The sequence below is a fragment of the Nitrospira japonica genome, from assembly GCF_900169565.1.
In the GTDB taxonomy this organism is placed as follows: Bacteria; Nitrospirota; Nitrospiria; order Nitrospirales; family Nitrospiraceae; genus Nitrospira_C; species Nitrospira_C japonica_A.
Window position 1 is genome coordinate 3,299,415 of record NZ_LT828648.1, and the last position, 12,739, is coordinate 3,312,153.

9 protein-coding genes are annotated in these 12,739 nt (G+C 57.2%); all 9 read right to left on the bottom strand.

What is annotated here, in order from left to right:
- Positions 1-2 precede the first annotated feature (2 nt).
- Complete coding sequence (locus NSJP_RS15710; RefSeq protein ID WP_080887801.1) at positions 3-1,394, bottom strand: AAA family ATPase; 1,392 nt, start codon at positions 1,392-1,394, stop codon at positions 3-5.
- A gap of 33 nt (positions 1,395-1,427) precedes the next feature.
- Positions 1,428-2,255: a CpsD/CapB family tyrosine-protein kinase gene (locus tag NSJP_RS15715; RefSeq protein ID WP_080887802.1), complete on the bottom strand. Its 828-nt coding sequence runs from the start codon at positions 2,253-2,255 to the stop codon at positions 1,428-1,430.
- Between the two features lie 38 nt (positions 2,256-2,293).
- A complete protein-coding gene (locus tag NSJP_RS15720; protein WP_080887803.1) occupies positions 2,294-4,066 on the bottom strand; it encodes a GumC family protein in 1,773 nt (590 codons plus the stop codon).
- Between the two features lie 6 nt (positions 4,067-4,072).
- The gene (locus NSJP_RS15725) at positions 4,073-5,281 is read right to left on the bottom strand and encodes a porin family protein (RefSeq protein ID WP_080887804.1); all 1,209 of its coding nucleotides are present in this window, start codon (positions 5,279-5,281) and stop codon (positions 4,073-4,075) included.
- 42 nt (positions 5,282-5,323) lie between these two features.
- Positions 5,324-5,929, bottom strand: coding sequence for a polysaccharide biosynthesis/export family protein (locus NSJP_RS15730; protein WP_080887805.1), 606 nt, complete (start codon positions 5,927-5,929; stop codon positions 5,324-5,326).
- Positions 5,930-5,939: 10 nt separating this feature from the next.
- Entirely contained in the window at positions 5,940-8,297 is a 2,358-nt protein-coding gene (locus NSJP_RS15735; RefSeq protein ID WP_172834388.1) for a tetratricopeptide repeat protein, read from the bottom strand.
- 53 nt (positions 8,298-8,350) lie between these two features.
- Positions 8,351-9,937: a glycosyltransferase family 4 protein gene (locus tag NSJP_RS15740; protein WP_172834389.1), complete on the bottom strand. Its 1,587-nt coding sequence runs from the start codon at positions 9,935-9,937 to the stop codon at positions 8,351-8,353.
- A gap of 108 nt (positions 9,938-10,045) precedes the next feature.
- Positions 10,046-11,602 carry a VPLPA-CTERM-specific exosortase XrtD gene (xrtD, locus tag NSJP_RS15745; protein WP_172834390.1) on the bottom strand — a complete coding sequence of 519 codons (1,557 nt, stop codon included), beginning with the start codon at positions 11,600-11,602 and terminating at the stop codon, positions 10,046-10,048.
- 287 nt (positions 11,603-11,889) lie between these two features.
- Complete coding sequence (locus tag NSJP_RS15750) at positions 11,890-12,555, bottom strand: hypothetical protein (protein WP_080887809.1); 666 nt, start codon at positions 12,553-12,555, stop codon at positions 11,890-11,892.
- Positions 12,556-12,739 lie beyond the last annotated feature (184 nt).

Sequence of the window (12,739 nt, forward strand, 5' to 3'; positions counted from 1 at the left end):
TGTTACTTGTGGCTGCTAATCAGGCGCTGCAAATTTCCAATCCATGAGACGTCCTCGTCGGCCGACGCCTTCCCCTGTTTCTTGAGCCGGGGTCGGCCTCCCAGGTCCCTGGCGCGAAATGCCGCATCTCGGTAGTGGGAATTCGCTTGAGCGACCCGGCGATAGAGCAACATCGCCTCTTCCTGCTGGCCCGTCGCCTCCAACGTTCTCGCGAGAAAATATTGCACGTCCAGCACTTCTTTTCCCGACGCCGACTGATCGTTCAATGCCGTGCGAAAGGCATGCAGCGCTCCATCCGTGTTTCCCATCGCCCTATGACAGAGACCGATCTGGGCATAGGCCCGCAGCCAATAGGCGGGGTTCTTGGCCACCCGCTCGAATATTTCCACCGCTTCATCCAATCGTCCTGTCTTTTTCAGCTCCAGCGCCTCGTCATAATCGATTCCCGGTAGCCGTTCCCGCCTCATGATCGATGTATCCGCATTTGAAACGGCCGCCTGGGCAGCCGGAAGGGCGGTCTCGATTTCTGCCGCATCCTCGGGAGCGTTGGCCAGAGTGACCAGATCTTCCTTGCCGGCCAGGGGAAGAATTCCTCCCCTACCCCGATCCAAAGCAGCCTGCGCGACGATCTTCGATGTGATGACTCTCTTCTGCTCGGCAAAACCATAGGTCAAGGCGATATCGCATACCTGATTGATGAGTCGTGGATTCCCACGTGTCAGGCGATGCACCAAGGCGCACGCTCTTTTAGTGAAAAGGCCGGTCTGTCCCCCTGCAACCTGAAGTCGGTGACTGATGACATTGGCCGTATCGACGTCGGTCAACGGCTCGAGATGATAGTCCGCCACGATCCGTTGCGCGAATTGACTCATGTCGATGCGTTTCAGCAACAACTGCAGATCCGGCTGACCCGAAAGAATGATCTGGAGCTTCAGCTGCTTGCCGTCGTTCATATTGGACAACAACCGCAATTCCTCCAACAGCTCGGCACCGAGACTCTGCGCTTCGTCGATGATCAAAATGACCCGGCGGTGCTGGCGGGACTCCTGGCTGAGGAACTCAGAAAAGATGTGATACGCCTCAACGGGATCCAATCGCTTCTTCGCCAATCCCAGCGACAGAAGAATCCAAGGCAGCAAGTGCTCAACGTCATAGCGCGCGTTGGTCACCAGACCGATCGAAAACTTCCCGCGATGCTCGGACATGAGTTTTTGCAAGAGTGACGTCTTTCCCATGCCCGGATCCCCGGTCAACACCACGAACGGAGCCTGGCTCAGCAAACCGTATTCCAGCAAGCTGTAGGCTGCGCGATGCGTCGACCCGGCATACAGGAAGTCGCTGTCGGGCAACAGCGCGAAGGGTTTCGTCTTGAGACTGTAAAATGATTCGTACATACGCGGACTCCCGGTCAAATCATCATGAGAGATTCAATGGGTCAACAACTTTCGCATGCCTGCTGGGCTGAGATCGGAACGGCCGGCCTTGTTGATGACCGTGCCCAAGACAGGCCGTCGATCTTTTACCAATAACAATGCCCGTTGCAGTTCCTCCACTGTGGTTTTTCCCTCCTCGACGACCAACAGTAACGCATCGGTATAGGGTGAAAATGCCAGCACGTCGGCGGTATGGAGCAAGGGCGGGAGATCGAAGATGACCACTCGGGAAGGATAGCGATGCTTGAATTCTTCGACCAACGCCAACATCTTGGGCGAGATGAGCACCTCTGCCGAGTTGGGGATCGCCCGGCCCGCCGGAAGAACCACGAGCCGTCCCATGTCGGGATGAACGAGAAGATCTTCGACCGGCTCGTTGTCGAGCAAGTAGTCTGCCAATCCCCGGCACGCTCCCATGCCGAAAACTTCATGGATACCGGGGCCTTGTAAATTTGAATCGACCAGCAACACGGTTTGGGTCATCTCCATCGCCAGGCTAACGGCAAGATTCGCCGCCACCAACGTCTTGCCTTCGCCGTACCCGGGACTTGTGACGCCTAGGACGTTCCAGTCGTGCTGACGAAGTCGCTGCAGGATCTGCGTTCGCAAGATCTTGTACGCATCGACGTACGGGCCCTTGCCGTAAGCCGCCATGACCCGCTGTCGGCGAAGGACGGGTGTGGGCACATCGAGCGACCGCGTGCGTGTATAGACGATCGGCTCGAACTCCGACTGATCGTTATTCCGTCCGGTCGACCGAGGACTCGCCGAATGTTTCCCTCGATCTTTGAACAATTGAACCGCCGCTCGTAACCGATCCATGATCAATCCTCTCGTATTGACGTTGTCAGCTTAGTCGGCTAGTCGATTCCAAATCGTTTCATCATTCCGAACCACAGTACGTCCAACGGCACGATAAACACATGGATGGCCGTCAGCACCGATACCGCTGCGCCCAGTCCCACCCCCTTGAACACCAGACGCCGACGGAGGCTTTGAGCCAAATCCTCCTCATTGGGCATGAACGGAATGACGGCCAGAGGGAACAATTGCGTCAGCTGAGCCAATTGCTCCGGCGTGCGGATGGAATGGTCCAATGCGTCCACCGCCAATCCGGCCCCCAATCCGCCCACTGTAGCCAGGATGATTCCCACGAACGCCAACGCCAGCCGATTCGGCTTGTCTGGCTTCTCCGGCAAGCTCGGCGGATCAATGAGGGAAAACCGTTCACCTTTCCGCTGCACTTCCAACCCTTCCGACACCTTGGCCTCCAGCAGTCGGGATCGAATATCCTGATACTTCTGCGCCGACGTGTCGCGATCCCGTGTCAGCGTCAGATATGCCGGCTCCAATTCCGGGGTTCGCTCCAATCGCGTCGTGTATTCCTGTAGTCGTCGCTTCACATCCGCTCTGGTTTTTCTGAGGGCGTCCAAAGAGGAGACGGCTGAATTGAGCTGTGCCTGGAGGTTGATATACGCCGGATTCTCCGGCCGGATGGACGGGGCTTTTGCCCTGGCGCCACTCAACCGGTGCACTTCCCGCTCCAAGGCGCCGATCTTTCGTTGTGTGGCGACAACATCCGGATGATCCTTGCCAAGTCGATCGGACTGCGTGGCCATGGTCGCGCGGGCATCGATCAACGCTTTCGATGCTTCTTCCGGCTCTGAACGAAGGCCTGTCTCTCGTTCAAGGGCCTCGATCTCCTGACTCATCTTGATGATGTCCGGATGATCCAAGGAGAAGTTCGCGGAGGCCCCCGCATACTCCGCCCGTAGGGCCCGCAGACGCTCGGCGGAATCCAGAATACGCTCGCCGTTCACGGACATGATCGGCGTATTGGGCTTGATCGTGGCCAGCTCACCTTCCAGATAGTTTCGCCGTTCTTCCAGCGTCCGGCTCTGCTGATCGATGTCCACCAGCTCGCGGTCGGCCTGGTTCATCAATTGTTGGTTGAGCGGGAGCAGTTCTGGCAGTGCACCCTTCGCGCGTTGTTTGAATGCGGCGATCTGATCATCGAGATGGCTGATATGCTTGGCCAATCCTTCCGCTTCCTGCTGGAGAAACGCCGTGGCTTCCTGCGCTTGGCGCTCACGGCTCTTCAGATTCTCGCCGAGGAATAAACTGGTCAATTCGTTGGCTACTTTCTGCGCCAGTTCGGGTGACTGGCTTTGATAGGCCACGGTGAAGGCAATAGTGGCTTTCGTCGGATGTTGGGTGCGCTTGTCGACGACATCGGCGCTGATCACTTCCACCTCAATATCATTGATGAAGCGCTTGACGACCTCTTCGACTGGACTTCTTCGTCTGAGATCCTGATAGAGATCGTACTGCTCCACGACTTTCCATAAAGTGGTGCGGCTCATGACTTGCTGCTTGATCGTTTCAATCCGCTGGTCGGCATAACTCGTAATCGTCGAGCGAACGAGGTCTGACGGTATTTCCTGTTCCTCGATAAGAATGGTCGCGGTGGATCGATAGGTCGGCGGCCACATGAAGACAGCCGTCAGACTCAACACGAGGAGACTGGCGAACGTCCAAGCCATGATGGCGCGCCTGCGGGAAAAGACCACCAGGAAATCCTGCAAGGTCGGCTGAGAAGACGGACTCGATTGTGAATGTTGTTGGTGCATCATGAATTCCTAGTTCGACATTGCCAGTTTGGGCGGGAAATACGTCAGCGTCAGCATGGCTGCATTGGATGTGGCCGTATTAGTGAACGTGTCCACATCGCGCCAGCCATACGTATAAGAAGCTTCCAGTTTCCACCAATCGAAGAATTTCCAGCTGAGCCTTGGCGAGGCCTGCGCGTATCGCTGGCCAGGGAATGCCCCTCCAGAGGCGGTATCGGTAACGCCTGACACGAGATAGCCGGCCGCGTCGAACGACGCCGTCACGGTTTCGGTGAGGTCATACGAGGCCAGCACGCCGATTCGATCGGTCTGAATCAACAGTCCGAAGCCGCTCGGGACCACGTCCCGCGATGCCTTGACTTTGATCGATGCATGTTCAAACGCTTGCGTCACGCTCGCCCCAAACACCCAAATCGTCTTGCGACTCTTCATCGAGTCGGTCGCCGTCTCCGTGGTTGAGCTGACATACCGCGATCCACCGTACACGTTCGCCGTCAGCGTTTCGGTGAACGAATGGGTGAATTCCGCCGTCACACCGGGGAAATAGGCGCGAAAGGGCGATGACGAATTAGTCGTATGAAAATTCGTATAGGAGCCAGTGACCTGCAGCGTATTCTGCTCATTCAACTGGTAGCCCAGGCCCGCGGAGGCGCCCAATAGTTGGTAGTCCACCAATCCAAGCCGCAGTCCATCCTCGTACGAGGCATCGGCAAATTGAAACGCCGTTTGGAGGGACAGTTTTTCCGTGAGCATTCTCGTCCAGGTCGGATTGGCCGACCAGAGGTCTCGTTGCGTAAACCGCAAGACCACACCTGTGGCCAGGAGTTCCCCCATCAACGTGTTGTCCCTCGTGTATCCTCCGGTGAATCCGAACACGTCGCGCTCCGTTTTGTACCGCAGAGTCAGCGGGAGAAAAATATTGGTGAACTGAGTGGCTTCCCCTCCGTAATACGAGACAAAATCCGCGGCCACGCGGCCGCTGGCCTCGAACCGCTCGGTCTTTCCGGCAAACTCCGCGGCCGGAGACACCCAATATCCGTAGGTGGCCTCATGCGGAAAGGGGGTCAGGATCAAGTTGCTGTTGTAATACGCCTTCGTCCCGATCGACGGAAGAATCGACCATTCCGCTGCTCCCACAAGATTCGACAGGGTAAGGCTCAAGAGCGTGCTCCATAAAATGACCCGTTTGACCAATCGGTGCATGTTGCGCCAAGGCATCTTCCGTCACGTGTTTCTCGGACACGGTCTGGGCTCAAACGGCTATGGCACCATGACCACGTCGCCGCGCTGCAGGAGAATATTCTGCTCAAGATCATGCCCCTTCCTCACGTCGCCATAGCGAAAGTGGAATACCTGCTGCTGGCCTTTAACACGCCGGACGATTTTGATGTCGTTCTCGCCTGCGAAGGGCGTCAATCCTCCGGCCAAGCTCAAGGCCTGCAACACGTCGGTATAGTGGCCGATTAGATATTCACCGGGCTTGTTGACCCTCCCGACCACGTATACCTTGTAGCTCAAGACTTTCATGACGGAGACGGACACATTGGGATTAGGAATAAACTTGATAAGCCGCTTGACGAGATCGGCTCTGATCTCTTCAACGGTGCGGTCTTCCGCTACGACGTCTCCGACGAGGGGAAACGAAAACATGCCGTCGGGACGGATAACCACTTCTCTGGTCAGTTGCTCGTCCTTCCACACCGACACGAGAAGAACGTCTTCCGAACCGACCCGATATCCCGGTCCTATCTGAGCCCCCGCAGTTCCCGAGTCGGATGCACCGGGAGCCGGAACGTTTGCCGCACACGACACGACAAAACAGAGCAGACTCAAGCCGGCGATCATGAAGAAGTTTGCGCGAGACATGATGCGAATGTTACCCCCTGATTTGTGCGAGCACCTGCTCAGCTTCCTCACGGCCGGGAAATGCGTCCGGCACTTTGAGAGACTTGGTCAAATAGACACGGGCCTCGGAAGCCTTACCTGACTGATAATAGGCAATGCCCAGGTGATAGTTGATGACCGAGGTGTCCGGAGACTTCCCGACGGCATCCCTGAGCAATCTGAGCGCCTCTTCCTGATGTCCCATTTTCAACCTGACCCAGGCGAGTGTATCCAAAAAAGCCGGGTGTGGCGCTTCCTTTTCGAAATCACGACTCAGTGCAAAAGCCTTCTGCAGACTGACTTGATCGCGTTTGTAGTCCACAAGCAGCACCGCAAGATTGTTCGCGGCCAGAATATTGCGGGGATTGATCCGCAATGTCGCTTCATATGCCTGCATGGCGGCGTCCATTCGACCCCCGTCCGATTGAGCCGACGCCAGAAGCATGGACAATTCTTCACTCTCCGGCGCGGCCGACAGTCCCGCTTGAATAATCTGCACCGCCCGAGCCGACTGCCGTTGCGCCAGCCACATGCTCGCCCAGTTGATCCACGGAGCGGTCCATTTGGGATGCAGTCGCGTCGCCTCACGAAACTGCTCGTCGGCCGGTCCATATTGCCCCGCAAGCGTCAGCACTTCTCCGAGAAGACCATGTCCAAAACGATGGGTAGGATTGGCGGCCAGTATCGTTTCCAGCCTTTGTTGAGCTTGTGCCACCCGCCCTCGTACAATGTCCAACTTGATCACGGCGAGGAGCGCATCCAAGTCATTCGGCGCCAACATTGCGGCGCGCGCATAGGCGGCCGCCGCCTCATCGAGTCTGTTCCGTGCCTGGAGATAGCGCCCTTCCGCCATGTGAAACGCATAGGAGGCTCCCGCGGTTCCGCGCAAACGTTCAAGGGTCCGCCCCGCCTCGTCGAGATTTCCGGTCAGGAGGTCCAGGTTAATGAGCATTTCAAGCGCGGATATATCGTCAGGCCGTTGTTTCAGAAGATCGTCGAGTCTGGCCCTCGCCTCGCGGTGTCGTCCGCTCTGGCTCTCCAGAATGGCGAGAGAGCGACGGGCATCGACTTGCCCCGGATACAGCGCCACGGCGCGCTCGAAACTTTCCCGAGCCAATGCCGGTTCCTTGTTCAGCAGATAGGCCTGCCCGAGCAGGAATTGAACCGTGGCCTGTTCCGGCTGATCATGCAGCACGGTTCGAAACGCCTGCACCGCGTCCTTGCCGTTGTGATTCGCCAATGCGATCTTGCCGGAGAGGGTCAAGGCCTCCGCCGATCGTGGATTGTCTTTTAATGCCTCACCTACTTCGCGTTCCGCCTCCGCCTGCCGGCCTTCCTCGAGATTCATCTCGGCCAATTTGACTTTGGCTTCGAGGCCAATCGGCTTGTCCTTGTATTCGTCCACCAATTCAAGATAGCGAGCCCGCGCCTTGTCCGCCGACCCATGCCGGCGGTAGAGCCCGGAAAGAGCAAACTGGAGTTTTCCAGAATGCGGAAGGTGCTCGACGGCTTCTATCAACGCTCGTTCGGCGGCAGAGACATCCTTACGGGTAACCAGAAAGTCGGCCAACATCAATCGTCTCGCCTCGCTGTCCTGATCCAGGGCGACGGCTTCACGGAGAACAGATTCGGCCTCTCGCTGCGCACCCATGGTGTCAAACAACCTGGCGAGCTTGAGTCGATGGTCAAAAGACGCCGGCTCCGCTTCGATCATGACGCGGATGACGGCCTCTCCTCCTTTCATATCGCCGGCTTCCAGTAACGTGTTATGCAAATTGTTCAACACATCCATCTCGTGCGGATGCGTCTGCAAAGCCCGCCGAAGGATCACCTTCGCATTCGCAAAGCGTCGCTGCTGCCGATACAATGTCGCCAGGAGAATTGCCACGTCAGGTTCGGCGGGAAACTCCTGGGACAAGGCCTCGGCCTTTGATACGGCCGCGGGCACCATGTCGTCCGTCGAACCGAGCACGGCGATCTTGAGCGCCAACGCCTGGGGGTGGCGAGGCTGTTTGGCCAACACCTTGTCTGCCGCGGCCGTCACATGTTCGCTCAATCTCGCTTCCAGGTAATATTTCGCCAGCGCAATCAACGCCCCACTATGATCGGGGACCAGTTCCACAACCTCCTGGTAAAGCTTCACGGCATTGCGCCAATTCTTTTCCTTTTCCTCGACCTGTGCGAACAGGAAATACGCGTCTGCATCTCTTGCGTCGATCTTCAGCACGTTGCGCAGCGCCACTCTGGCCTTCGGGTAGTTACCGGCTTCGATATGTTCCTGCGCGAGATTGCGATACTTCGTCTTCCGCTCCTCAGGGCCTCCACAGCCCAGAAAGGCAGTCGCAACCATGCATAGCATCAGGAGCGCCACTTGACGTTTCACAATTTCACCTCGCCTCACCTTTAGAACCACACGCGTATGCCCAGGCCGAACAGGATCCACAACGACACAAACCCTAGCTGTTTCACCCGATCTGAAAAAGAATGCAGCAACAGTTCGAAGGAAAAGAACAGCACGATCAACTTGGCGGACAGTACCCCCAGCATCGAGACATCCACACTGACCTCCGGAAGCAGCGGAAACATGACGGCCAGAAACACCATCAAGTAGTCGAGCGGTGTCGTCTGAAACCGGCTTTCCTCGCTGAAACGGAGACTGAGCAGCACCATGATTGCCACGACGAGAAAGAACACGTTGTGAGTCACGGCGAACCCCGAAGCAGTCCGCAGCCACGAATCTTCATGGACGTACAGCAGGAAGGTCGTGCCCACGTACAATCCGCCGCGAACAAAATAGGGAACGAGCCGCGGCAGCACAGCGAGTCCTACCAACACAACCGCAAAGAGACCTATCGAGAGATACCCCACGTCGGAGGGAACGTTCGCGGGCAGAAAGACCGTCGCAATCAGGAAAAACGGGACCACGATGGCCAGAAATCGAATCGGAAGATCGGCCAGCCAGGATCCGTTCAGAAACTTTATCATCCGTCCCTGTGCGTTCCAGCCTGGCCTCCGCGACGCCGGTAAGGCGATCAGTCCGCGGCCGGCTCCGATGAAGAGGGCAAGCACGCTTCCGGCGATGACCAGATACAATGGCACAATGAGAAAATCGGAACGCCAGCGTAACGCATACGCCAGACCGACCATGCCGGCCTGGATGGCATAGATGACCGTCACCGCCTCAAAATGTGACAGGCCGATCGCCAGTAATTTGTGGTGAACGTGCGTGCGGTCGCCGACGAAGGGAGACCGGCCCTCGGCCAGACGTTGTCCGAAGACGCCAAGCGTGTCCAGAAACGGCAACCCGAGGAGAAAGAGCGTCAAACTCGGACTGAACGGCCCGCGCGTCGAGTCGGTTACGACGATGGCAAGCACGCCCATCATGAATCCGAGCAGCTGGCTTCCGCCGTCACCCATGAAAATCTTTGCCGGGTAAGTGTTGTACCGAAGGAAGCCCAGGAGTCCTCCGAGAAACGGAACGGTCAGGATGAGGACCATCGAATCGCTCGAGAGATAGGCAAGGTATGCGATTCCGCAGAGGCTCAGGAAGGACAAGCCCCCTGCGAGTCCGTCCAACCCGTCGGCCAGGTTGACCGCGTTGGACACCGCCACCAAGAACAGCAGCGTCAGCGGGATCCCGGCCCAAGCCGGCATGGCAATATCGAGGACAAAGGGCATGTCGTGGAAGCGAATCTCGCCGACGAAAACCACGGCAAGCGACGCCAGCAACTGCCCCACCAGCTTGGTCCGATAGCCGAGATTGACGCGATCGTCCCATACTCCGAATCCGAGAATGACGAGGCTGCCGAACAGCACCGACAGAGTCCTATGATCCTTGGGTGCCCACCAGGCAATGGACAGACAGGCGGCGACGGCAAAGGCGATGCCTCCGACTCTGGGAACCGGATGCGCGTGCACCTTTCGATCCCCCGGCACATCCATGATCTGAAATCGCCCGGCAATGAGTCGCAATGGCGGAATCAATGCCATGCAAACCAGAAGGGATGTCATGAAGCTGAAAAATAATTCGCCATTCATCGCCGTATGACCCTTGGTCTCCTCTGAACAACCCCACTCACTGTCTGCCGCTGCCGGTGCTTAATCTGGAACGAATCGTCTCAGTTCAGGTTCGATCGCCATGGCAAATTCCATGACCCTTCGATCCGCCGACGCTTCCGTTTCTCCTGAACCGATCAGCGAAGCAATCCTCACCAGGGCCCCATCGGTCCGGTCCATCGTCATCGCATCCCACAGAAGATAAAACTTCACGAGATACTCGCTGGCCAGGGCGCGATTGCGCTGCTTGAACCAATACAGCACCACCTGACGCTGATCTTCCTTCTGGATGAGGACGCGGTTGGCGACGATGGCCGAGCTGGAGCGGACCGAAGACGGAACGGTCACACGTTCAAAGGACGATATTTCCCAGCCGCCCCCCGGCAGACAGCTCTGGGGCGAGTGCGCGGACTGTCCCTTCTTTTGAGACCGATAATAGGCGCTGTAGAAGTTGACGGGGCTGCCGCCGGAGGCGCGGTAGTCAGCCAACACGTAGTCGTCGAAACGAAGAAGGTCGATGAACTGTTTTTCGAGATGAAGCGACGTGCCTTTCCAGCCCTGCAGGACCATCGGGAAATCCACGAATTGAGCCCGCGCGGGAGGACGCTCTTCCCGTTGATCGATCGCCGCCGATGCCATGGCAAAGGGCACGAGCAAGGCCACGCTATAGAGATAGACCGGTCCGGGAAAGGACGGCCGCAAGACCGCGGAGGAACGGACTGGTATGTCCGTCCGCGCTCCGCGATCGGACATGGCCAGATTCGCCGAGGAAAGAACGCGACGCGCGGAGACTCCCTTGGAGGGAATCTTGGAAAGGATCAACATCTCGAGCAGCAGCACTCCCAAGCTGCTCATGAACAACACCCAGCCCTCGAACAGATGGTAAAAGCCTTCCGCAGCGCCTTGGCCGTACAGTTCTACCAGGATGCCGATGACTCCGATTCGAAATCCGTTGATCAGAATCGAGATGGGGATCGCGGATACGACCAACACGACCCGCTTCCATGTTTTGTCCTGATACAAGTACGCGCATAGCAGAGCCAGCGCCGTCAGAGGGAACAGGTATCGGATCCCGCTGCAAGCCTCGATGACTTGCAATTGGACGGAACCGAGATCGATGACGTTTCCTTCACGAAATGCGAGGACTCCTACAAGTTGAAGAAACCCGACTCCCAAAGCGGACGACCATAACTGCAATTGGCTCGCGAGGCCCGCGTAGATGAACGTCGGCAAAGGAATCGCCGCAAGGAGATAGCCCAGGGGAAAGGCGATGACCCTCGTTCTCGGAATTCCGATCAACGAGACCGTCAACCCCACGATGACCATCCAGAGCGACACGTGAAGAATGAAAAATACGGTGGTAAGCTCCCCCACCCAATACAGCAGCAAACCCGCCGTGATGATGACGACTCCCCACACAGACTTTTCAACCCTGACCTCCGCGATGCGATGGCGCAGCCGCCAGATCAAGACCAGCGAGACAAACGGAATGAAGAGGCCGAATCCGTAATCTTCGCTTCCCCACCACAGACGAAGAAGAAACTCCAGGCTGTCCGCATACATGTATCCCAGCAGGCCCACGGCCGCGACCGCGCTCATGATAAGTGACAGGCTGGTGTTCATGGGTGGTACGCAAAAGTCGAGTGTCTTAAGAAACGTGTCACGAGGCCGTGCTTACGGGAGAAGGATATAGTCGATGATCGGACAAGGTCGACGGCCGAAGGTCCGGACACGTCGAATCCTCTACCCTGCATCCTCCGTCGATCGGCCGAGAGGATGCAGCATTTGATCCATGGTCGTGCCACGCCGTTTGTCGGCCTATTCATAAGAAAGGGCTTGGCACCCCTGATGGGGAGCCAAGCCCTCGCGTGTTGGCGACGCAACGGTTACGCTTGCGTTCCCTTGAAGCTTCGCAATCCTCCCGCACCCAAGCCTACCAGAGAGATCAGACCGGCGCCAAAAAGGATCATCGCCGCCGGCAATGGGACGGCGGTGAGACTGCTCAAAGAGCCCTGGATCCTGACCAAGTTTCCGTCGGCATTTTCAAAAATCAGCCGCCACCTGCTGCCGGTGAGAGAGGACAAGCTGGGCGGATTCTGCATGTCCGTGTTTGCAAAGAGACTGCCTTCACGGTCCAAGTTGAGGTCGAACCGCATAGGAGAATACCCGTTGATCGGAAGACCGGTCGCCGCCGTCACAAGCCTCCACCTGTCTCCGAACGTCCCACCAAGATCAATCCCCTTGGCCACTTGAACGGTATTGGCACCAGCCATGTAGTTCGACGTGTATCCGCCGATCGCCAACGTCATGTTGGTGACCACGCCGGGGTAATTTCCGCCGGTGGCCGGACTATTGTCGAACTGGAATGTTCCGGAAACCGGAGACATCAGATTCACCGTCGGCATCAGTCCACCGTTGACTTGACTGACTCCGCCGGTGAACGAATAGGTGACGAGGGCCGCATCCGCACCCGTCCACGGACCGACAAGCGACAACAGCAGGATCACCGAAAACATGATCCGCTTCATCGCCGATTGCTGAGTCATTCTCATGACACTTCTCCTTCGTAAAAGTGGTACAACGTGACGCACGCTGTACCTCAGCAAGAGCCAGACCTGAGACGCGCACGACTATCTCGTTGAAAATTCGAACTGGGAATAATTGTCCTGTCTCATGAGTGTCTGGACTAGCCTACGAGTGCAGTTCAATTCTGAATCGATACAAGACGGCGATACA